The organism is Verrucomicrobiales bacterium, assembly GCA_016793885.1.
Classification (GTDB): domain Bacteria; phylum Verrucomicrobiota; class Verrucomicrobiia; order Limisphaerales; family UBA11320; genus UBA11320.
The window spans coordinates 12,099-34,243 of the sequence record JAEUHE010000179.1 but is presented as its reverse complement, the minus strand read 5'-3'; the positions used below and the strand labels follow the sequence as shown (position 1 = coordinate 34,243).

Annotated in this window: 23 protein-coding genes; 11 read left to right on the top strand and 12 right to left on the bottom strand. The window is 58.0% G+C overall.

Going from position 1 to position 22,145, the window contains the following annotated elements; genetic code table 11:
• Positions 1 to 45 precede the first annotated feature (45 nt).
• Positions 46 to 1,740, bottom strand: coding sequence for a PQQ-dependent sugar dehydrogenase (locus JNN07_20490; protein MBL9170125.1), 1,695 nt, complete (start codon positions 1,738 to 1,740; stop codon positions 46 to 48).
• Between the two features lie 97 nt (positions 1,741 to 1,837).
• Between JNN07_20490 and JNN07_20485 the strand changes: the two genes are divergently transcribed.
• On the top strand, positions 1,838 to 2,884 hold the full coding sequence (locus JNN07_20485) for a hypothetical protein (protein ID MBL9170124.1): 1,047 nt from the start codon (positions 1,838 to 1,840) through the stop codon (positions 2,882 to 2,884).
• Between the two features lie 14 nt (positions 2,885 to 2,898).
• On the opposite strand, the gene JNN07_20480 is transcribed toward JNN07_20485, so the two are convergent.
• The 3 genes from JNN07_20480 to JNN07_20470 form a co-directional block, all read right to left on the bottom strand.
• Positions 2,899 to 3,798, bottom strand: coding sequence for an alpha/beta hydrolase (locus tag JNN07_20480; protein ID MBL9170123.1), 900 nt, complete (start codon positions 3,796 to 3,798; stop codon positions 2,899 to 2,901).
• Between the two features lie 259 nt (positions 3,799 to 4,057).
• On the bottom strand, positions 4,058 to 4,411 hold the full coding sequence (rhaM, locus tag JNN07_20475; protein ID MBL9170122.1) for an L-rhamnose mutarotase: 354 nt from the start codon (positions 4,409 to 4,411) through the stop codon (positions 4,058 to 4,060).
• Between the two features lies 1 nt (position 4,412).
• Positions 4,413 to 5,900 carry a rhamnulokinase gene (locus JNN07_20470; protein MBL9170121.1) on the bottom strand — a complete coding sequence of 496 codons (1,488 nt, stop codon included), beginning with the start codon at positions 5,898 to 5,900 and terminating at the stop codon, positions 4,413 to 4,415.
• Positions 5,901 to 6,054: 154 nt separating this feature from the next.
• Here JNN07_20470 and JNN07_20465 point away from each other — a divergent pair, with 154 nt between their 5' ends.
• The 3 genes from JNN07_20465 (at position 6,055) to JNN07_20455 (ending at position 7,741) form a co-directional block, all read left to right on the top strand.
• Positions 6,055 to 6,420 (top strand): cupin domain-containing protein, encoded by a 366-nt coding sequence (locus tag JNN07_20465; GenBank protein ID MBL9170120.1) that lies wholly within the window; start codon positions 6,055 to 6,057, stop codon positions 6,418 to 6,420.
• A gap of 14 nt (positions 6,421 to 6,434) precedes the next feature.
• On the top strand, positions 6,435 to 6,683 hold the full coding sequence (locus tag JNN07_20460) for a glutaredoxin family protein (protein ID MBL9170119.1): 249 nt from the start codon (positions 6,435 to 6,437) through the stop codon (positions 6,681 to 6,683).
• Positions 6,684 to 6,757: 74 nt separating this feature from the next.
• Positions 6,758 to 7,741, top strand: coding sequence for an SCO family protein (locus JNN07_20455; GenBank protein MBL9170118.1), 984 nt, complete (start codon positions 6,758 to 6,760; stop codon positions 7,739 to 7,741).
• A gap of 248 nt (positions 7,742 to 7,989) precedes the next feature.
• On the opposite strand, the gene JNN07_20450 is transcribed toward JNN07_20455, so the two are convergent.
• The 8 genes from JNN07_20450 to atpB all read right to left on the bottom strand — a co-directional run bounded on the left by JNN07_20450 (position 7,990) and on the right by atpB (position 14,771).
• Entirely contained in the window at positions 7,990 to 8,394 is a 405-nt protein-coding gene (locus JNN07_20450; protein MBL9170117.1) for a F0F1 ATP synthase subunit epsilon, read from the bottom strand.
• A 97-nt stretch (positions 8,395 to 8,491) separates the two neighbouring features.
• Positions 8,492 to 9,943: a F0F1 ATP synthase subunit beta gene (atpD, locus tag JNN07_20445; protein ID MBL9170116.1), complete on the bottom strand. Its 1,452-nt coding sequence runs from the start codon at positions 9,941 to 9,943 to the stop codon at positions 8,492 to 8,494.
• Positions 9,944 to 9,954: 11 nt separating this feature from the next.
• Complete coding sequence (gene atpG, locus JNN07_20440) at positions 9,955 to 10,833, bottom strand: ATP synthase F1 subunit gamma (protein MBL9170115.1); 879 nt, start codon at positions 10,831 to 10,833, stop codon at positions 9,955 to 9,957.
• 8 nt (positions 10,834 to 10,841) lie between these two features.
• The gene (locus JNN07_20435) at positions 10,842 to 12,374 is read right to left on the bottom strand and encodes a F0F1 ATP synthase subunit alpha (protein MBL9170114.1); all 1,533 of its coding nucleotides are present in this window, start codon (positions 12,372 to 12,374) and stop codon (positions 10,842 to 10,844) included.
• Positions 12,375 to 12,414: 40 nt separating this feature from the next.
• On the bottom strand, positions 12,415 to 12,807 hold the full coding sequence (locus tag JNN07_20430) for a F0F1 ATP synthase subunit delta (protein ID MBL9170113.1): 393 nt from the start codon (positions 12,805 to 12,807) through the stop codon (positions 12,415 to 12,417).
• 24 nt (positions 12,808 to 12,831) lie between these two features.
• Positions 12,832 to 13,365, bottom strand: a complete 534-nt coding sequence (atpF, locus tag JNN07_20425) for a F0F1 ATP synthase subunit B (GenBank protein MBL9170112.1) — start codon at positions 13,363 to 13,365, stop codon at positions 12,832 to 12,834.
• Positions 13,366 to 13,438: 73 nt separating this feature from the next.
• Positions 13,439 to 13,645: an ATPase gene (locus JNN07_20420; protein MBL9170111.1), complete on the bottom strand. Its 207-nt coding sequence runs from the start codon at positions 13,643 to 13,645 to the stop codon at positions 13,439 to 13,441.
• 82 nt (positions 13,646 to 13,727) lie between these two features.
• On the bottom strand, positions 13,728 to 14,771 hold the full coding sequence (atpB, locus tag JNN07_20415) for a F0F1 ATP synthase subunit A (protein MBL9170110.1): 1,044 nt from the start codon (positions 14,769 to 14,771) through the stop codon (positions 13,728 to 13,730).
• A gap of 490 nt (positions 14,772 to 15,261) precedes the next feature.
• Between atpB and JNN07_20410 the strand changes: the two genes are divergently transcribed.
• The 7 genes from JNN07_20410 to JNN07_20380 all read left to right on the top strand — a co-directional run bounded on the left by JNN07_20410 (position 15,262) and on the right by JNN07_20380 (position 21,805).
• Positions 15,262 to 16,506, top strand: a complete 1,245-nt coding sequence (locus JNN07_20410) for a hypothetical protein (GenBank protein ID MBL9170109.1) — start codon at positions 15,262 to 15,264, stop codon at positions 16,504 to 16,506.
• A gap of 34 nt (positions 16,507 to 16,540) precedes the next feature.
• Complete coding sequence (locus tag JNN07_20405; GenBank protein ID MBL9170108.1) at positions 16,541 to 17,161, top strand: sigma-70 family RNA polymerase sigma factor; 621 nt, start codon at positions 16,541 to 16,543, stop codon at positions 17,159 to 17,161.
• Positions 17,158 to 17,721 carry a hypothetical protein gene (locus tag JNN07_20400; GenBank protein MBL9170107.1) on the top strand — a complete coding sequence of 188 codons (564 nt, stop codon included), beginning with the start codon at positions 17,158 to 17,160 and terminating at the stop codon, positions 17,719 to 17,721. Before JNN07_20405 ends, JNN07_20400 begins: the two co-directional genes overlap by 4 nt.
• Before the next feature lie 167 nt (positions 17,722 to 17,888).
• Positions 17,889 to 18,446 (top strand): PAS domain-containing protein, encoded by a 558-nt coding sequence (locus tag JNN07_20395; protein MBL9170106.1) that lies wholly within the window; start codon positions 17,889 to 17,891, stop codon positions 18,444 to 18,446.
• On the top strand, positions 18,443 to 19,390 hold the full coding sequence (locus tag JNN07_20390) for a methyl-accepting chemotaxis protein (protein ID MBL9170105.1): 948 nt from the start codon (positions 18,443 to 18,445) through the stop codon (positions 19,388 to 19,390). Before JNN07_20395 ends, JNN07_20390 begins: the two co-directional genes overlap by 4 nt.
• 200 nt (positions 19,391 to 19,590) lie before the next feature.
• Positions 19,591 to 20,265, top strand: coding sequence for a hypothetical protein (locus tag JNN07_20385; GenBank protein MBL9170104.1), 675 nt, complete (start codon positions 19,591 to 19,593; stop codon positions 20,263 to 20,265).
• A gap of 271 nt (positions 20,266 to 20,536) precedes the next feature.
• Positions 20,537 to 21,805 (top strand): amidohydrolase family protein, encoded by a 1,269-nt coding sequence (locus tag JNN07_20380; GenBank protein ID MBL9170103.1) that lies wholly within the window; start codon positions 20,537 to 20,539, stop codon positions 21,803 to 21,805.
• The last annotated feature ends 340 nt before the right edge of the window (positions 21,806 to 22,145 follow it).

The window sequence follows — 22,145 nt, the reverse complement described above, 5'->3', positions numbered from 1 at the left end:
TCTGTGTAGCTGACACTCCAACCTGCCTTGGACCTTATCGTTTGTCTACTGAGCTGTTGAAGAGGGTTTAACGGCGAGTTCCAGTATCCGGCCGGGCAGAGAATAGGAAGCGAAGCTGTTGGTGGCTCGACCGTACTCTGATATATACACCTTACCCTTGCCGCTAACATGAACATCGTTGGGGCGTCCCAAAGGGGCCAAAGCCGTGTGGACGTAACTCTCATAGACTCCTTTGGCGTTCTTGTGCAATTTGATTTGAAGCACATCAAAACCCATATGGGGCTCCGGGCTGCGAATAAAGTTTCCGAAGCGGCTCATCAGCAGGGTTCCCCGCCATCCTTCGGGAAAGTCGGAGCCCAGGAATGCCATACCTCCCGGGGAGGAATGGGGGTGAAAGCTGTAGAGCGGGGTTCCGCCGTAACCTCCATCCGGGCCTAAATTCACGATCGGGAGCGTGAACTCGAGGCCTTCGGGGGCGTCGGGGGTATGGCTATAGGCTTTGCGGGTCCAGTCTCCGAACCGATAGGGAAAGCCATAGTGTTTACCCTTCTCGATCAGGTTGAGTTCCTCAGGAGCGTGAGCATCCGGGCCGTTCTCACTCTCGAAGAGCTCGCCGGCTTCGTTAAACGCCAACCCGTAGCCGTTGCGGATCCCACGAGCGAAAACCTCCATGGAAGGCGGGGTGGTCTTCGGGTCGATCCGCCAGATGGAAGAGGTCAGTTCCGTTTCCCCTTTTCCATAAAACCGAGGCTCACCGCCTAGTTGTCCGGCGTCTGTACGGGCACCGTTCGCCACAAACAAGGCTCCGTCCGGAGCGAAGGCCATGCCTTCCAAGCCATGGACGTAGGCCCCATTTCCCGGATAGTTTGTCTGATACCAGGGCTTCGGGCTGGCCGGGTCGCCAGCCAGGGTTTCGGTAGTGCGATAGATCGTCACAATGTTTTGCACCGGCAAGGTCTCTTCGTTCTGCTGATTCGATCCGATATAGAGCCGACCTTCCTTGTCCATCACCATCCCGACCAGAATGATCGGCCCACCAAGATCCTTCGGCCGTTTTTCCAAATACTTGCTACCCCAGAGTACCTGCTTGAGCGCGTTGTTGACCGGATCCACTCGCCATACGTCGCCATTGTTCCCGGTCAAAACGTAAAGCATTCGGCCCGAGCCATCACTGGCGATACGGAGCGGGTTAGCGGGCATTTTGACCACCTCGCGAATCGTAAAGCCTTCAGGAGGAGTAGGTAAGGGTGGAAACTGACTGGCAGCCACCAGGGCTTCAAAAGTCTTATAGGGGGTCTTCCTGCGGACTTGCTGCACTTCTTCCGCCGTAAACGGTTCCCATTCGTTGCCCCAGCTGTTGCCTACGAACGTCAAAACGTCGGCGATCTGCTCATTGTTGATGAGCACAGGTTGCATGGCGCCGGCAAACCGACGCCCGTTCACCCGAATTTCGCCCGAAAGACCTTCGATGATGACACGGATGGAGCGGGCTCGGTCCTCGAAAAGGTAGTCCGACTTTGCCAGCGGCGGATAGGTGCCCGGCAGTCCCAATCCGTTGAGCTGATGACAAATAAAGCAGTTCTGTTGGTACACCGTTCGTCCGCGTTCCATTTGTTCCGCCGTGGGACTAGCGGCCCAGGCATTGGAACCGAGCAAGAAGCCAAGACTGAGAACCAAGGCCCCCAGGAAGCCGACGGACCTTCCTCGAGGGAAGTGGGGTATGCGGTTTGCAAGATGCATGTTCCAATGATCTTAGACGGATTCCGGAATCAGACAATGCCAGATCGGCGGAAAACTCCTGTGGAATTCGCGGAGTGGCCTTGTTAGCTTGCCGGACGTGAATGATCTGCTCGTCGGTGTGCTCACCGCCCTCCTGGCCACGAATTCGCCCACAACGGTCAGCAACTGGCTGATCGCTCGGCCTACCCTCTCGACGAGCCGGCTCGACACCGCTAAGTCCGGCCCCGTAGCTACCAACTCCCCCGCTGACCTGGCTCTCAAGCGCGTCATGGAACTGGATGACCAGTCTCGCGCCGAGATCGATGACCTCATCACGCAATCCAGCACCAACTCCTTGGCCGGCTCCGACCAACTGCTGAAGGCACGAGTTCAGGCTAAGCTGGCTCCGGTCCGACGAGCCTACGAGGACTTCGTTCAGCTCTACCCCAACCACGCCAAGGGACGCAGCGCCTTCGGCGCTTTCCTTAGCGATAGCGACGACGAGGAGGGCTCCTATGTCCAATGGTTGAAAGCGAAGGAACTGAATCCCCAGGATCCGGCGGCCTGGAACAATCTGGCAAACCTCTACGGGCATCGAGGCCCCGTGACCAACGCTTTTTTCCACTATGCCAAAGCCATTGAACTGAATCCTTGGGAACCCACTTACTATCACAATCTAGCCACCACGCTGTATCTCTTCCGAGCGGATGGTGCCAAAGTCCTCAAGAAGGACGTTACCGCTGTGATGCACGATGCGATGGCTCTGTACCGTCGGGCCTTGGAACTCGATCCCACCAACTTCATCCTCGCCGCCGATTTCGCCCAGAGCTATTACGGCTTTCCCCAGCCGAAATCAGGAGATCCTAAAGCGGATTTGCTGGCGCGTATCAAGCTGGCCGACGACGCCCTCAAAGCCTGGACTAACGCGTTCCGGGTGGCGAGGGACGATATCGAACGTCAAGGGGTCCAGATCCATTTCGCCCGCCTCAATATCAATGCTGGCCGATATGACATCGCCCGCCAAGCGATGGCCGCCATCACCAATACGATGTACGACGTAACCAAGAAGGCTCTCGAATCCAAAATTGAAACGCTCCTGAAGGAGCAGCAGCCGAAGCCCGCTGAGAAAACCGCGGTCGATGCGACTGCTCCCGGTAAAAATTAGTCTGGTGTCTTCCACTAGTTCGCCCGCAAGAGACCTCGCCCGCGCATCCAGTCTGTGGCACGATCCGGCCAACTCGTGACGTTTTCTTGCGTGCGACGCAGCCCGTAGCCGTGCCCGCCTTTGGGATAGATATGCAGTTCCATGGGCACTTTGGAGGCCTGAAGTGAGATCGAGTAGTGCAATACGTTTTCCACCCGAACCGGATCGTCCTGAGAGATCGCTATGAAAGTAGGTGGAGTTTGGTTCGACACCGGCATCTCGGGTCGCAGCTGATCGCCCTTGTCCTTGTCGGTTAAGTAGGCGGGATAAATGAGCAGCGTGAAGTCGGGACGGCAGCTCAGTCGATCCGCCTCGTCCACCGCAGGATAGCTCCGCTCTCGAAAGTTGTTGCTCAATCGCGCGGACAGATGTCCTCCGGCGCTGAATCCCATCACACCGATTCGGTCGGGATTGATCCCCCAGACTTTGGCGTTCAGCCGCGTCAGCCCCAGGGCGCGTTGCGCGTCCTGGATGGGGGCGAGACCTTCCGATGCCCCTTCCCGTTTCGGCACTCGATACTTCAGCAGCAGGGCCGTGACGCCAATCGAGTTCAGCCACTCGCAAACCTCGGTCCCTTCCAAATCCATGGCCAGAATATGGTAGCCTCCCCCGGGACAAACCAGCACCGCTGAGCCATTGGCCTGTCCCTGCGGTGGGGTAAACACTTGCAGAGTGGGTTTCGAAACATTTCCCAGACGAATGACAGCTTTGCCGGCAACTAACCCATCGGTCGGCTTGGAAAGATCCTTCTCCTCGCCCAGAGGTTTCTGTTCTCCCGGAGGCGTTCCCGGCCAAAGCTCCACCGGCGGAAGCGCGGCGGCAGTTGCAAAGCCACTCGAGACAATGATCCAAGCGATGAGGAGTATTCGGAGCATGGCGCGACAGTGAGAGGGGACCGCAACCGCATCAATAAAAAAGCGAAGCCAGGTTCTTCCTCTAAACAGGCCCGATTTGCACCGCAGAGACGGGAAGAGCGCAGAGAACACAAGGACGACGGAGCCTCACGCTACGACGAGGTAGGGCGACATTCGACTCGAGCCCCGATAGGCCAGAAGCTTTCGGGTTGGGAACGAAGCCGCCTCGCCGAGAGCCAACGCTTGATCGATCTACCGAGGCTCCTTCTCGCGCTTGCCTCTAAACCTCTTCAGCGCCCCGAACGGCAGATCCACCTCGGTCACCTAGCCGAAACACTTCACGTAACTCCACCGACTTAGGTCGGTGGTCGGGATGACTCTCCATCAGGGAGCTCATGGACTTCCACCATCGCTGGCAAACCTCAGTGGCCGCGATCTGTTCCCAACGAGATTCATCCTCAATCTCCGCGTACGCAAACAGCTCATTCGTAGTGCTGTCGATGAAGATGCTATAGGATCGCACCCCGTGTTGTCGGAGCACCGCTTCCAACTCTGGCCAGATCGGACGATGTCGACGCTCATACTCAGCATGCTGATCCGGATGAACGAACATCTTGAAGGCTTTCCGGATCATCTCAGGCCTGCGAAAGGGTTTGGAAGCGGTCCCGCGCCGCTGACCAGGATTCACTGTTCTGAGGCTCGAAGCTCTGCAGCTCGTTCGACTGACGAACTACCGAGCGGAGTTGGGCCAAAGATCCCAGCTCCCCGCGGGCCTGCACTTGCACGAGCAGATTGCCCAAAACGGTCGCTTCGACCGGTCCGGCCAACACCGGACGAGCGCAAGCATCGGCCGTGAATTGGTTGAGGAGGGCGTTCCTCGATCCCCCGCCCATGACATGGATTACCTCCACGCGCCTCCCGACCAAGTCTTCTAGGGCTCCGAGCGTGGTGGCGTACTTCAGCGCCAGACTTTCTAGCACGCACCGGACGAGTTGGCCTTCGGACTGAGGCTCAGGCTGCCCCGTCCTGCGACAAAATTCCTGGAGGGCGGAGGGCATGTCTTCAGGACTCAGAAAGCTCGGATGGTCAGGATCGACCAGGCTCCGGAGTGGCGTACTCGCAGCGGCCAGGCTAACCAGATGCTCATAGGAGTAGACCGTGCCGCTCCTCTCAAAGGACCGTTTGCATTGTTGCAACAGCCACAGGCCCATAATGTTTTTAAGGAGGCGGTATGTGCCATCAACCCCTCCCTCATTGGTCATGTTCAGTTCGAGGCTGCGGGATGTCAAAATGGCCTGTTGAACTTCAACCCCCATCAGGGACCATGTGCCCGAACTGATGTAGGCCCAGGTTGGATGACCGGTGTTGGCCGTGGGAGCTGCCGCCACCGCCGATCCGGTGTCGTGTGTAGCCGGGGCGACCACTTGGACCTTTTTAAGGCCGGTCCGCGAGGCCACGGAGGGGCGAATGCCTCCGAGCACCGATCCTGGCTGCACGACCCGTGGGAAAATGGAGTTAGGAAGCCGGAGGTCACGAAGCAGATCGACCGCCCAGCCGCGTGCCGTCGGATCAAAGAATTGGGTGGTCGTTGCATTGGTGAACTCGCAGACCCGCTCGCCGGACAAACACCAGTTCAGGAAGTCAGGCATCATCAGGAAGCAATCCGCCGCGGCGAGGAGCTCTGGGTTTTTGTCCCTGAAGGCGATCAGTTGGAACAGGGTGTTGATTTCCATGAACTGGAGACCGGTTGTCTGAAAGATGCGCTCCCGTGGTACTTGCTGCAAGGTCCGGGCCATGATCCCCTGCGTACGCGGATCGCGATAGTGATACGGCAAACCCAGCAGCTCCTGCGACTTGGACAGGAGCACAAAGTCCACGCCCCACGTGTCGATGCCCACGGAAACAATCGAGTCCCCGAACCTCCGTGCGGCCAGCGAAAGACCGTTCTGAATTTCTGCCCAAAGCCGAAGAATATCCCAGCGCAGAGAATCCCCCAACCAGACCCCGCCATTGGAGAATCGGTGAAGTTCCTCCAATCGGATCGTGTTGCCGTTCCACAAACCGGCCATCACCCGCCCGCTCTCCGCGCCCAGATCGATTCCGAGATAAACTTGTTGACCCATAAATCGCATTGTTTCTTCGCAGCCGAGGAGCACCGCCGACTCGACTTCGCATTGAGGAATGCAAAAGTTCAACGCTTGGGAAGCCCAAAGTCTACGAAAATTACGATAGAATTCCTCTTTGCAGTTGGATCCCAGTCGGGCATTTTATGGGGGTATGGATGTTAAAAATCTCGAGGCAATCCCTGCCTTCATTACGAAGGATGGTTCCGAGATCCGCGAACTCCTGGCGTACCGCAACTCGGCGATCCGTCAGCAGAGTCTCGCGGAAGCGCGGCTGCCGATCGGAGGTAGCACGCAGGAGCACTATCATCTCAAGACTGAGGAGATTTATTTCATCACGCACGGTCGGGGACAGATGCGAATCGAGTCCGAGACCTGCGATGTGGTGGCCGGTGATGCCATCGCGATCCCTCCGGGCAAGAAGCACAAACTTTGGAACACAGGATCCGAGCCACTTCGCCTCCTGTGCTGCTGCGCTCCCGCCTATGAACACGCCGATACCATCCTTACCGAACCCTGAATCCCTCCCTTTTCATGAAACCTCGTAACGTTAGACTTTTCGTAAAACCCTACTGTGATTGGTGTCAGGAAGCCCGGGATTGGCTCGACGAGCGAGGAATTCCCCACGAGGTCATCGATGTCATCAGCGATGCGAGCGCCCGTAGTGAAATGCAGGAGCTATCAGGGCAAACTCTGGCCCCGGTTCTCGACGTGGATGGCACCATCCTTTCGGATTTTGATACCGATCAGCTCGAAGCATTCTGGGAAAAGCTGGAGCAGTAAAGAGCTGCCCAGCCCGGGTTTACTGACGGGATGAATAAGGCCGGAGAAAGTTGGTCCAAAGGTCTAAAACTGCCATGAGATTGATCGTCGTCAGCCATTCTCAGCCCTTTCGCGGTTTGTGTGGTTTTCTGAGCCTGGGCTGGGCCGTGCTAGCTCTCACCGGGTGCGGGCCCAACTCAAATTCCCCATCCGCGACGGCCCTGCCGAGTCCAGCCGCAACCATTGCCACCAACGCAGCGGCAGCCCCTACCAGCTACCAAGTGGGAGGCGAACTCAAGGAGATCAACGTTTCGAAGCGCATCGCCCGGATCACTCATGATGAGATTCCCGGCTACATGCGCAAGATGACCATGGAGTTTGAGATCCGCGATCAAAGCGATTTGACCGTACTCAAGCCTGGTGACCGCGTCAGCTTCACAATGAAGGTCACGGAGGAAGATGGGTGGATCGAGGCTCTGAAGCGCACCGGAGAGCCCGGCGCCAAGGTGGGAGCTAGCACGAACAGTTCGGTTTCTCGTCCCAAGATTGCCCCGTCTGAGCCGTTGTTCCCGGGAGACACACTTCCCGATTATGCCTTCACCAACGAGTTCAGTCGTCCCGTGCTGCTGAGTCAGTATGAAGGCCAGGCCATTGCCTTTACCTTCATCTTTACCACCTGCCCGTTCCCGACCATGTGCCCCCGGATGAGCTCGAACTTCCAGAAGGCGTATCAGTTGTTGGGAGCTCAACCGAACGGGCCGACCAATTGGCATTTCTTTAGTATCACCATTGACCCAGCCACGGACCAACCCGAGGTGCTCAAGCGCTACGGGACCAGTCTACAGTACGACCCGAGCCGATGGAGTTTCCTCACCGGCGAAGAGGCTCAGATCGAGTTACTGGCACGCCATTTCGGTTTGAACTTCTATCGGGAGTCGGGAGTGCTCAACCACAATCTGCGAACGGTGGTCGTGAATCCTCAGGGAAAAGTTCACAAGATTCTGATCGGAAACGAGTGGAAGCCTGAAGATTTAGTGGAAGAAATGAGCAACGCCCTTTCAGGGAAGAAGGCTAACTAGTGAGCACCGTAGTGACGTGACGGGGTAGGGAGAGACCCTGCTCGAGACCATGAATGCTCAGCGTGTGAGAGGGTTGTTTGGGGCGCGGCGAGAAGCGCTCAGAGATCATCTACGTCGAAGGTACCCTCATCGGGGTTAACCCTCCATCTACCGCGGAGCCGGGGGCCATTGTGGGCTCGACGGAGTCTCTCCCTACCTCAGTGACGTGACGTGGTAGGGCGAGAAGCCGTCAGGGAGAATCCAAGTTGCTACGACCGATTCCGGCGCTTCACCTTCAACTGCGCCAAGGAATGAGCCAAGGCAGCGGTGACGGCGACCGATTCCTCTTCGCTGAGCTTCTCTTGGAGGCGAGCTTCGGCACGCTTACGTGCCTCTTCAGCCTTCACCTCGTCAATGTCGTCCGCCTTGATCGCCATGTCGGTCAGGATCGCGACGCGCTCGCCCGTGATTTCCACGAACCCTTCGCCGACGGCCAGGTGTTGGTTCTGTCCCCCACGTTTGGCGATCACTTCGCCGGCCGCCACTTGAGTCATCAAGGGCACGTGATTGGGAAAGATTCCCATCTCGCCCTCAACGCCGGGCAAGGTCACCATGTCCACGGTCTCCGAATAGATCTTGGCTTCCGGAGTGACGATTTCAAGCTTGAGGGGCATAAGCGATCTCTGCAAATTCTATAAGTCGGAACTCGACCCACCCGGGCCTTCTCGAGGAGCGGCGGTCCCAGATGGAACCGCCGCCACCTCTCGTAAACTATTCTTTGATCTCGTCGATGGAACCCTTCATGTAGAAGTTGTTCTCAGCCACGTCGTCGTGCTTGCCTTCCAAGATTTCCTTGAACGCGCGCACGGTCTCCTCACGAGGAACCTGCTTACCTTCGCGGCCGGTGAAGACCTGGGCGACGGTAAACGGCTGGCTCATGAACTTCTGAATCTTACGGGCGCGATAGACCGTCATCTTGTCTTCCGGGCTCAACTCATCCATGCCCAGAATCGCGATGATGTCCTGCAGATCCTTATAGCGCTGCAGCACCTTCTGGACGCCGCGGGCCACATTGTAATGCTCCTCGCCGACGATGTCGGGGGTTAGAGCACGGGAGTTAGACGCCAAAGGATCGACGGCCGGGAAAATGCCCAACTCAGCGATCGAACGTTCCAACACGATGGTCGCATCCAAGTGCGCAAACGTCGTGGCGGGAGCCGGATCGGTCAAGTCGTCCGCAGGGACGTACACCGCTTGGAAGGAGGTAATGGAACCCTTCTTCGTCGAAGTGATGCGCTCTTGCAAGTTACCCATTTCCGCTGCCAGGGTCGGCTGGTAACCGACGGCACTCGGCGTGCGGCCGAGCAACGCCGACACCTCAGATCCGGCTTGCGAGAAACGGAAGACGTTGTCCACGAAGAGCAACACGTCCTGGTTCTTCTCATCGCGGAAGTACTCGGTCACCGCGAGAGCCGACAGAGCGACGCGCAAACGCGCTCCGGGCGGTTCGTTCATCTGGCCATACACCAACCCGATTCGAGAACCCTTCTTGATGATCGGAAGACCATCGGCGTTCTTCTTCGGATGACCCTTCTCGTCCTCTTCCACCTTGATGACCTTGGCTTCGATCATTTCGTTGTAGAGATCGTTACCTTCACGGGTTCGCTCACCGACACCCGCGAACATCGAGATACCGCCGTGCAGCTTAGCGATGTTGTTGATCAGCTCCATGATGACGACGGTCTTACCGACGCCGGCGCCACCGAACGCTCCGACTTTGCCACCCTTCAAGAACGGGCAGATCAGATCGATGACCTTAATGCCGGTGGTCAGAATCTGAGGGCTGGTCGACTGGTCCACCAGCGCGGGGGCACTACGATGGATCGGATTATATTTATCCGCGACCACCGGTCCTTGCTCGTCGACGGGATCACCCGTCACGTTGAACACGCGACCCATGACACCTTCACCGACAGGCATCATGATCGGCCCGCCCACGTCGGTCACTTCTTGACCGCGCTTCAGACCTTCCGTGGTGCTCATCGCGACAGCGCGAACCCAGTTGTCACCGAGATGCTGCTGCACCTCGAGGGTCAACTTGGTTTTGGATCCGCCGGGCGGGGTGAATTCAATGGTCAGGGCGTTGTAGATCGCCGGAAGTGCTCCGGGGAACTCCACGTCCACTACAGGACCGATGATTTGAACGATTTTGCCTTTGTTCATGAGATATAGTCTTAGCCCATCGCCATCGCAGCGCTGGTGATTTCCAAAAGTTCTTTCGTAATGTTGGCCTGGCGAAGCTTGTTGTATTCGAGAGTCAAATCCTTGATCAGCTGCTTCGCGTTGTCGGTGGCGCTCTTCATGGCGACCATTCGGGCGCTATGTTCGGAGGCCTTGGCTTCAAGGAGGAATTGGAACACCTGAAAGTTAAGATAGTGCGGGAGCAAGTTGCCCAGCACCGTGGCGGCGCCCGGCTCGAACAAGTACTCCAGCTCGGTCTTCTTCAGACTGGTGGCAGCACCCTGCCCATCCACTCCTGCATCGACCGCGGTCAGCTCTCCGATGGGGAGCAGTTGACGCATTTCCGGCTTTTGCGTGAGCGTGTTGATAAAATTGGTGAACAGAACATCCACCCGATCCACCTCGCCCTTCAAGAACAAGTCTTGAGCGAACTTGGAGATGGCGCGCGCCTCCACAAACTGGGGGGCGTCCTTGTAGTTGAACTCGGCGGCCAGCTGACGCTTGGTGCGCGCGATGAACTGCGACCCCTTGCGGCCGGCGCAGATGTAGAGGGTTGTGTCCTTGTCCAGCTTGCCCGCCTCGCGCAGCAAGTTCGAATTGAGCGCTCCGCAGAGCCCCTTGTCAGTGCTCACCACGATGACCGCCCGTTTGCGAACGGGTCGCTTCTCCATCAACGGATCGGAGAAATCGCCGGAACCTTCGCTCACCGCCGCGAGGATGTCGTTCATTAACGTGGCGTACGGACGCCCCGCCAGTGCGGCAAGCTGAGCCTTCCGCATCTTGGACGAAGCCACCATCTGCATGGCCTTCGTAATCTGCGCCGTGTTCTTGATCGACTTGATCCGGCGGCGAATGTCGCGTGTGCTCGGCATGGAAGCAATTACCTATAGGTCTGCTTGAACTCGGTCACTGCCGCCTTCAGTTCCGCGCCCAGCGCGTCACTGAACGCCTTCTCGGCGCGAATCTTGGCCAGCAGTGGTTCTTTGCGGTCTTGAAGGAAGGTTGTCAGCTTGTTCTGGAAGTCCTTGACCTTTTCCACCGCGACGTCGTCCAGCATGTTGTTCTGCATCGCAAACAAGATCGCCGACTGAATCTCCACCGGGATCGGGTTGTATTGGTTCTGCTTGAACAACTCGACGATGCGCTTACCGCGCTCGAGAGTTGCCTGAGTCTTGGCATCCAGATCGGATCCGAACTGCGCGAAGGCGGCGAGCTCGCGATACTGAGCCAGCTCCAGCTTGATCTTGCCCGCGACCTGCTTCATGGCCTTGATCTGCGCGGCGGAACCGACGCGGGACACCGACAGACCGACGGAGATCGCGGGACGGATACCTTGGTAGAACAAGTCGGTTTCCAGGTAGATCTGGCCGTCCGTGATCGAAATCACATTCGTCGGGATGTAAGCCGAAACGTCACCCGCCTGCGTCTCGATGATCGGGAGCGCGGTGAGGGAACCGTTACCGTTTTTCTCGTTCACACGAGCGCTACGCTCGAGCAAGCGGCTGTGCAGATAGAAAACGTCACCAGGATAGGCTTCACGGCCGGAGGGGCGCTTCAGAACCAATGAGACCTGGCGGTAAGCTACGGCCTGCTTGGAGAGATCATCAAAGATGATCAGCGCGTCCATGCCGTTATCCATGAACCATTCGCCCATCGACGCTCCCGAGAACGGAGCGAGATACTGGTTCGCAGCCGAGTCGGACGCGCCGGCGGCCACCACGATGGTGTCTTCCATCGCGCCCGCCTTCTCCAACTCAGCGATCACTCGCGCGATGTTGGACTGCTTCTGACCGACAGCCACGTAGATGTTATAAACCGGGCGGAAGCTCTTGTCCCCCGACGCGCGCCCCTGCTTGTTGATGCGCGCCTGGTTGATCATCGTGTCCACCCCGATCGTGGTCTTGCCCGTCGAACGGTCGCCGATGATCAGTTCGCGCTGGCCACGGCCAACGGGGATCATCGCGTCGATGGACATAATGCCGGTCTGGAGCGGCTGACTCACGGACTGGCGCTTGACGATGCCGGGCGCGATCTTCTCGACCGGATAGAAAGCAGTTTCCTTGATCGGCCCCTTGCCGTCCAAGGGGCGGCCAAGCACGTCGACCACGCGACCCAGCAGGCCCTTGCCGACCGGAACGGACAGCAACTTGCCGGTGGTGCGCACTTCGGTGCCTTCGCGAATCGCGAGGTAGTCACCGAGGATGATGGCGCCGACTTCGGTCTCTTCAAGGTTCAAGGCCAGACCGACGGTTCCGTTGCCAAAGTCCAACATTTCGTTGGCCATGCAATCGGAGAGCCCTTCGATCTTGGCGACACCGTCGGAGCATTCGCGGACGACGCCGACGTTTTGCTTGGAGACCGACGTTTTCACGCCGGAGATTTGCGCTTCGATGTCCTGGAGTAGTGAACTCATAGTTCTGTCTTCTTAGTGGAAATGGAAAAAGTCACTTCGTTTAAAAACTCTCATCCAACGCATTCAGGCGAGCTTGAATGCTCCCGTCATACACGTCGCTGCCGACTTGGATCTTCAATCCGCCGATCAGGGCGGCATTCTGGCTGTAGGTGGTGGTGAGACCCGGTCCGTACTTCTGGATCAGGCTGCGTTCGATGTTCGCTTGGATCGCTGGGGTGATGGCCACCGCGCTTTCCACCCGGGCGGTACGCTTGGCGACTTCCAACTTCACCAATCGTTGAAAGTGGGAAAGAACGCCCACGTAGCCTCGGGGCTTCTGAGCGATGACGGACGTCACCGCTTGGCGAACCTTCGCTTCGTCCAGAATGCCGTTCACCTTGCAGCAAGTGAAGAGCGACTTGGCGTCCCGGCGAGCGTTCTTGGAGATTTTCATGCGAGGCGTAGCTCCAGCGGAATATTAGGCGGCCAGATGGCGGGTGGCCTCGTCGGCCAAACGTTGCTGGTCTTCAGGCGAGAGCACTTTGCCCGCAACTTTCGCGGTGGTCTGAACCACCAGACGTCCAACCTCGCGACGGAGTTCAGCCTTCATACGGGCGAGCTCCGCTTCGCTGGCCTGACGAGCCTTGGCAATGATGTCGTTGGCGGTGGCAATCGCCTTCTGCGATTCGGTCTCAAACACCTTGGCAGCGGCCTGGCGCGCCTCTTCGATGTGCTTGTTCGCTTCCGCGCTGGCCTTGGTCAGGATTTCCTGAGACTTGGCTTGGGCGTTGGCGAGTTCGGTTTTGATCTTTTCCGCGTTGGCTAGACCTTCGGCGATCTTCCGGCGCCGCTCATCCAGCACCTTCAAAATCGGGCCGTAAGCAAACTTGGACAGTAGAAAAGCCACCAAACAAAAGCTGATGACCTGGGAGATGAACAAGGTCGGATTCCATCCGAACGTCTCGGCGATCTTCGCCGGAATGCTCTGTTCTCCCGCTGCCGCTGCTCCCATCAAAAACCAGTTAACCATAGTCGCTCTTTTAAAAGGGGTTGCCTCCCGGGCCGGAGCCCAGGAGGCTAAGGTGTTACTTCACCAAGAAGATGGCGAAGAAGATGATACCTTCAGCCAACGCTGAGCTGATGATCGCTTGCGTCAGGATAGCACCAGCCGCGCCCGGATTACGTCCGACCGCTTCAGATGCCTTCATACCAATGATACCCACGCCGATGGCCGAACCGATAGCAGCCAGACCGACGTGCAAACTGCCCGTGATTTCTGCGAGCATTTCCATAGACTATCCTTTCTTTTGTTCTCGTTCGCCCCCGCAGTCTTGCCACGGTCCGACGTCCGAAATCGTTTAAATTGAGCGTGGCTCAGTGCGCCGCGTTCTTGTGACCATGACCATGATCGTGGTCATGTTTACAGTCAGGCCCATGCTCATGATCGTGAGCATGCTCTTCGTGATGACCGTCGCCATGAGCGCAGATCAAGGAGGTGAAAATCGCGGTGAGCAACGTGAACACCAGCGCTTGAACCAAACCGACAATCAGCTCCATGCCGTAGAACGGCAGCGGGACCAACCAGCCAAAATACTTACCGCCCATGACGGCCATGGCCTCGAGCAGGTTCTCACCGGCGAAGATGTTTCCGTAAAGACGGAAGGAAAGGGAGACTGGACGGAACATGATGGAGATGACCTCGAGCAGGCCAACTGCCAAAAAGACCGCAACCAGCAGGGCGCGCATCCCGCCCTTGGCATCGCCGCGGTATCCGAAGATATGGCTGATAAAACCGCCCGGACCGTTCGCCCGCAGAGCCCAAACGATCCAGCAAGCGAAGAACACGATCGACATGGCCGAGGTCATGTTCAGATCCGCGTTACCACCGCGGAGAAGCGGCCTCTCGACGTGATCAAAAGTTGGGAGGATCAGGTTGCCGGTTGAATGGCTGCCCCATCCGACGGTGCCAACACCCGGGATAAGTCCGAACCAGTTCGTGAAGAGGATGAAGATGAAGACCGTCGCGAAGAACCAGAAGGTCTTGCTCACCAGTTCACCGCCGATAATTCCAGAAAGGAAATTGTGCAAGCTCTCCACCAGCCACTCCCAGAAGTTCTGAGCCCCCTCGGGCACCTGCTTCATGTTGGCAGTCGCCATTCGTGCAAACAGGATCACCAGCAGAGCCACCACCCACGTTACCACCATGGAGTTGGTGACCGGTAAACCGCCGATGTTAAACACCTCAAGGGCCGCGGGAGGCAAACCAGCGTGGCCGCCGTCGCCATGGGCGTCCCCATGTGCTCCTTCAGCGGCGTGCGCGACCGCCGTAGCCGCAGCGTGGGTGCCTTCTGCCGCTTGGGAAAGGGATACCCATCCCAGAACCAAAGCCAATGCCAAGATCAATTTTGTCAGCCGCATGAGTGATAAATAAGTCGCCATCTCGACGATAAAGAAACGACGCGAGATGAAGGGTCACCGCTAAGAGCGGCGTGAAATTGCCGGAGTGTGAATTATTTCACAAGGGTTTTTTCAGGTTTTTGCATGAGGTATTATTCTTACTCACCATTCTCATAACCGCGGGTGGGGCCTAAAGCCTACGCCAGGTGAGCAAAATCGGGCCTATCCGCGCTGCAGGTCCCCTTCCCCGCCCCTCTGTCGTCGCGCGCTGGCCGAGCCGCAATCCAACCGCATCAAACCCAAGAATCCCCGACAAGGGACAGGCCTCACCCTGAACCGCCTCACTGGGGACAGACCTCATCCGCTGCCGCCTCGCAGGCAGGGACAGACCTCTATCCGTGGTTCTCATCCCGTAAACCCTACAAATACTTTGAACCTTTTGCGTCTCCTCTGCGATGAACACCCAAGCGGCCGCGAACTGAACTCCAATCAGCACAACCAAATAGATCCCATGCTCAAACGCATCATTCTTTCTCTGATAGGTTTATACCTTGGTAACGCGGCGCATCTCCAGGCGGCCGAACGATTCCGAACAGACATCAACCCCGCCCTGCTCTACTGGCAGGCCTGGGCTCAGATCCCCGACTTCTCGGAAGCTGACCGGGGTTACTTATTCACCAACGAGTGGCGCGGCCAGGTTCTCCCCCCCCGAGCCGGGGAGCTCTTGTCCCGCTATAACAGCGTCTTCAAACTGTTGTATCGCGGGGGCAAGGCGCAGGTCCCCTGTGTCTGGGGATACGACCTCACGGATGGTCCAGAAGCGCTCCTCCCTGGGTTGGCCAAGGCCAAGGCGGTAGCCCAGGCCGCCCGGCTTCGGGTGAGCTGGCATCTCCAGCAAGGCAACCAGGCCGCGGCACGCGACGAACTGATCGCTGCATTCATTGAGGGAAGAAACCTCGCCACCGACCGGATTCTCATCTCGGCATTGGTCCAATTCGCGATCGAAAACATCTGTATGAACGCGGTCGTCGACAACTATCACCGATTCAAACCAGAAACCTTGAAGGAAGTAATGGCAGGGTTCGCTGCCGCTCCCGCTCGCGGCAGCATCGCCGATTCCATCTCGACCGAGCGATCATCCATGTATGGATGGATCTTGGTGAAACTCGCCGACCTAAAAGCAGAGGCCAAGAACGAACCAGAGATGCTCGAGAAGGCGCAAGCCCTCCTACAGATGATCGTGTCCACTCCGGATCAACCTAGACCCGAATGGGCGAAGGACGTTTTGGCTGCGGCGGGGGGATCCATGGACGGGCTCATGAACTACGTCAAGCAACTGGATCCTCTCTACACGGAGCTGGAAAGCATACTCCGCCTTCCCTATTCGCAAGCCTCCGTTCAAATCAAGCAGTTCAACCAAAAGATCGAGAACCAGCCGAACTTGCTGGCTCGAGAGTTTCTCGGGCCCTTCGATCGGTCACTCGCGAAGCAGTTTGAGGCCGAGGTGAAACTTTCGATGCTCCGAGCCGCGGTTGCCTACACCACCCAAGGCGAAACCGGTTTGAACAGCGTGATCGATCCTTCAACCCGCTTGCCCTTCGAGTTCCAACCGTTTTCACTCAACGGAGCCCGGCGAGGTTTCCAACTGCGTGCCCAGTTCGGGTTCGGGGACGCGCCGGGCGTGCTGATCTTCGCGGAAAAGGATGGCCCAGCGTTTTATCCTTATGGAAAGGACGCCGGAAAACCGCTGAAATAGCGACGGTCAGCGTCACCCCTCGCTTGCTAAAATCGTGAACGTCCCCCCGAAAATCCTGACCATTGTTGAGCCCGCGCCCGATGAACTGCTGCTTGTGGCGCGGGCTCAACGGGGGGACACAGAGGCGTTCGATCGCCTCTGCCGCTTGTACGGGGACCGTTTACTCCGCCAAGCCCAGGCGCTGTGTGGCGGACGCGGGTCTCCAGAAGATCTCGTGCAGGAAACGCTCGTCCAGTCCTGGAAGTCGCTGCGGCGATACAACGGCCAGTGCCAATTGTTCACCTGGTTCTGCAGCATTCTCATCCATAGACACCGAGACAGTTTGCGGAAGCGTCTTCCCACCCCGTTTAGCTGGCTGTTTGGCGGCTCAGAAAAGCAGGTGCAGTCTCACCTCCTTCAACTGTCCGATCCGGAACCCGGCCCGAGTCTACAAGCAGAGCTAGGCGAACAGGCCGGTCAACTCCTTCGAAGCCTTAATCAGTTGCCGGAAAAGCAACGCCTCGTTCTCTACTTGCGATTCTACGCCGACGAGAGCTTGGAGGGTATCGCTGGGGCGATCGGCTGTTCGGTCGGCACCGTGAAATCGCGCCTATTCCATGGCCTCGAACGTCTCCGGAAGCTCCAGTCCCGCTCCAACGACACTCCAACCCTATGAAGCCTTGTCCTCAGCACCGCAAATCCATCGCCCTCTTCGCGGCGGGCAGCCTTTCGTCAGCGGCGAGTGCCCCGGTCCAAGAACATTTAGACCTTTGCCCCGGGTGCAAAGAGTACCACCAAGAAATCCTGACCCTCTGCCAACGCCAGACAGAGGCGGCGGATCATCTCCAACCCGCTACCCTACCCACTCAGATCTACGAGCGCGTGGCCCTGGAGATCAGGAACTCAACGCCACTTGCTTCGCCGCCGTGCTTGGTCGATCCAAGGCGGAGTTGGCTGCCAAGGTTCGCTGCGGCAGCGGCGGTGCTGGCGCTCCTCATCGGGGCTTGGAAGTTCGATCGATCTGGAACCGCAGTCCTCCCTCCCGCGGTCGATCGTGTGACTTCCATGGCCAGCGGGGCCAACCCAGCCATGATCGAGAACGACAGCTCGCTGGGTTATTATCGAAAGACGGTTATCCGATCACTCGATGACCTGGACCGGTTGGTCAATCAGCAGGCGGATCGAGTGGAGGGCTTCGCTGTGAGCCTTCGCCTGAATCAAGGCTTGCTCGATTGAAATCGTTACTCGCAAGCCTGTCTGGCTTGTCTCCACCGGACGCAAGTGCAGTGGGGACAAGGCGGACCGGCGGCTAGGCCAAGAAATGTTGAGGATATCCCCCTTAGGATTTGCCCCGGATTGTCGAAATTCCACTAGAGCCGTGAATCCCGGTTCACCTGACGATCATGTCCACCTTGAGCAAGCTAGCCCCTACCGGAGAAGAGATCCGATTCCGCGATGACGAGTTTATCGTGAGTAAAACAGACACTCGTGGAATCATCACCTACGCCAACGACGTGTTTATGCGCGTCTCCGGGTATCGCGAAGAGGAGTTATTGAACCAGCCTCATAACCTGATCCGCCACCCGGATATGCCGGGATGCGTCTTTAAGCTGGCCTGGGACACCCTCAAGAGCGGCCAGGAGATTTTCGCCTATGTCATCAACCTTGCCAAAAACGGTGGGCACTACTGGGTGTTTGCCCACATGACGCCTAGTTTTGACGCCTCCGGGGAGTGCATTGGATACCACTCGAATCGCCGTGTTCCCGCGCCCGACGCCCTGCCCAAGGTGAGAAAACTCTATGCCCAGCTTCTAGCCGAAGAACAGCGACACCACGAACGAGCAAAAGCCGTTGGCGCAGGTTACAACCTGTTCCTCGGAATGCTCCGAAACCAGAACATCGACTATCGAGGGTTCGTCTTTGGCCTGTCTGCCAGCACCCGATTGGAGGCGGCGGTATGAAAGGGCTAACCGACTCCCTACAATTGGTATCGCGCGCGCTTCCCACTGGGGATTTGGATGGCCGACTCAATCACATGGCCGAGGTTTGTGCCCGGGCTGCGGCCGGTGATCTGGAAGCTCGCCTGAGCGGTTTTTGCGACGACACGTCGCTCGGCCCTCTAGCCCGCTCGATTAATCACCTGCTTGATGTCGCCGATGCCTACGTGCGGGAATCCTCCGCGGCCATGGACCAGTGCAGTGAGGGACACTACGAACGCCCCATCTTGTGCCAAGGGTTGGCGGGATCGTATCGCAAGGCTGCGATCACCATTAATCGTGCCGCGCTGAAGATGAAGACAGATGCGGGGCGCATAGCCGAATTCCAGGCCGAGCGGGAACGCGTCGTGAAGGATGTGACCGAAACCACGGGGTCGATTGCGGCGGCCTGCGAGGAACTCTCCGCCACGACCAACGAGATTTCTCGACAAGCGGGCCTGTCGAGCGAGCTTACCAGCACCGCGGTGTCCGAAACCGATCGCACGTTGTCGGCCATGAACGCCCTGATGAAGGCTACCCAGGAGATCGAGAGCGTAGTCACCTTGATCAGCCAGATCGCGAGTCAGACCAAGCTGCTCGCTTTGAATGCCAGCATCGAGTCGGCTCGAGCCGGGGTGCATGGGGCCTGCTTTAATGTCGTGGCTCAGGAAGTGAAAAATCTCTCGCAAGGCACCAGTAACGCCATCGAGAACATCGCCACCCAAGTTGATCTGCTGAGGCGATCTTCCACGAACGTTCAGTCCGCGATCGAAGGCATTGGGAAGTTTATCCATCAGATCCATGGCAACACCTCGAGCATCTCCACCTCGGTGCGGGAGCAGGTGGAGGCCACGACGGAAATCTCCAAGCGTATGGAAATCGTAGTCTCCACGATGCAGGGCCTCGGAGGATCGCAGCGCAGCGCCTAAAGCAAACGCAAGAAGGGTCCCTTGTTTAGTCAGAAAGCTAGGCTCTCCCAGCCGCGATCCCTCCGGGTTCGGGACTTCGACCGCCAAGGCGTGACCTCGTTCACCTGACTCCTGACAACTCTAATCCGACGAGCATCGAGGTGAACCGCCACTGCCGAATTGACACCCGTCCTTCAATTCTCCTTAGTGGGCCCCATCCTATGAATCTTTTCCGGCTCCTGAATCCTTTCGTCGTGGCGCTCGCTCTATTCGGCCTGGTTGTATCTGGATCGGCGGCGGCTCCGAAGTCCGCCGAACGCTGGGAGAAGGAGATTCGGCAGTTCGAGGAAAAGGATCGCGCTCACCCCCCCAAACCCGGCGCGATCCTGTTTACCGGCAGCTCCAGTATCCGGCTTTGGAAGACCCTCGAAACCGACTTTCCCCAGCGCTATGTGTTGGGACGCGGGTTTGGCGGCTCGGAGATGTCCGACCTGAACCACTATCTTGAACGCATCGTGCTCCCCTATTCTCCTAGACATATTCTTGTCTACGAGGGCGACAATGATCTCGCGAGCGGGAAGAGCCCGGAGCAAGTGCTAACTGACTTTCAGACCTTTGTCTCCCGTGTTCGAGCGCGACTGCCTCGCGTTCGAATTGACTATATTGCCGTCAAACCCAGCAAAGCACGCTGGCATCTGTTCGACCGGATCAAGACCACCAACGAGTCCATCGCGCAGTGGGCGAAGACGCAGAGTCGGGTGGGCTACATAGATGTGTTCACCCCGATGCTGAGGTCGTCGGGTGAGCTTCGCATCGAGTTGTTTCAATCCGATGGCCTTCACCTCAACGCCGATGGCTACGCTCTCTGGACTCAGATCATTCGCAGGCGGATTTAAGGCACCTCGTTACATCCACGCGGGTTGAACCACGATACCGGAACGGTAACCTCTCGCTCCCAAGCACCAATGGTGCGTCCCATCCCAGCCTGGGGTGACAATCCGAGGCACCCATAGCCCTTCCCATCCAGGGCTGAAAGCCCGACATAAGGCCGCCGAGTCTGTGATAACTTCACCACCTGGCTGACCCGCTTCCACTCAGGCTCGCGAGCCAACCTCAGGCAACTCTCAGATTGTCACCCGCCCCGGCTCGGCGCATGCTCACGAGCTCATGAGCTCGCTACCTATCATTCGAGAGGCCGTGTCGAGGATGACAATCGTGGATGTCCACGAACATCATATTCCGGAGATCTTTAATTCGCGATCCGTCGGCCTGCTCAACCTACTCCGACAGAGCTATGCGGGCTGGTCGGTCGCTCGTCCCTACCCGCTACCCAGCGAGTCGCGCACGTCGGACCCTATGCTCGAAGACGCGAGCAACGCGTGTTGGGAGGACATCCGGCGGTTCACGGAGGACTGTGGATCCAACCACTTCGTTCGGAACCTCGTTCACGCGATCCTCGACCTCCACGCGCCGGGAGAATCAAAAATCCATCAAGGCAACTGGGAACAAATCGATGCCGCGATTCGATCGGCCCATGCCCGGCCCAGTTGGTCAGCCGAACTGCAGTCGAAGGCTGGAATCGAGTCCACCATCACCGACCCCTACACCGATCCGCTCCTGGACGCCCGTCAAGCGCTGGGCGCTTCTTACCGATCCGTCATGCGGATTAACTCACTCGCCTGTGCGTGGAATCCCGAATCGCGGGACCATAACGGCAACTCCGGCCGGGAATTGCTGGCTCGCATCGGGTCGCCGGCGGGAGATTTCGATGAGTTTCGCGCGGGTTGCACCCGATTGGTAGCCACCTTGGCGGACCGGGGACAGGTTGCACTGAAGAACGCTCTGGCGTATGACCGCGACCTTCACTTCGACGCTGGATCTATCGAAGAAGCTCGCGCCGTGTGGGGAAAACCTAAACCCGACCCCGCCGAGAAGAAGGCCTTCGGAGACTTTGTCGTCGACCATTTGTGTCGAATCGCCGCCCAAACCGGAGTTCCCATGCAGATGCACCTCGGCACCGCCATCATTCAAGGATCCCACCCGTTGAATGTCGCACCGTTGATCGAGCGGCATCCGCAGACGCGTTTCCTGCTGATGCATCTGGCGTATCCGTGGAGTCGGGACCTGCTGGCGATGGCTTTCGTTTACCGCAATATCTGGATTGATTTGACGTGGTCTCTGCTGCTCAGTCCTTCGCATTTTAAACTGGCCTTGCATGAGGCGATTGAACTCTTGCCCGATGAATCGCGCCTGATGATCGGCGGCGATAACTGGCATGCTGAAGAAACTTGGGCCACGATGCGACTAGCCCGACGTCTTCTGTCCGAGGTCCTGGCCGAGAAGGTCGACCAAGGCTACTTCGCCATCGACGATGCGTTGCGTTTGGCCGAGAAGATTTTAAGCAAGAATGCGAAGCGGTTTTTTGGGATGGCATAGGGCGAGATTCGCCTACAGTCCGAAGTGTAGGAGCCGGTTGACGAGGCTTGGTTCATGGAGGGGAGCAGGCTTTGATCGGGCTGATCAGCACGATCCTTCGGTTCTCACTGGTTTAGTACTCCTCCGCGTTCTCCGCGCCTCCGCGAGAAAAGATCCTTCCCCTAACTCGGAAGGACTGCCGGAATCTCTCGCGGAGGCGCGGAGAACGCGGAGGGGAAAGAGTTCATGGAGAGCCAAGTGGTTAACGACCGCCTGTCGACCCTCGCGGAGTTGCCCACCTATCAATCCCGAGCTGGGGCAAGAGTGGGCTCGAGTGGAATCTCGCCCTACCGCCGTGACG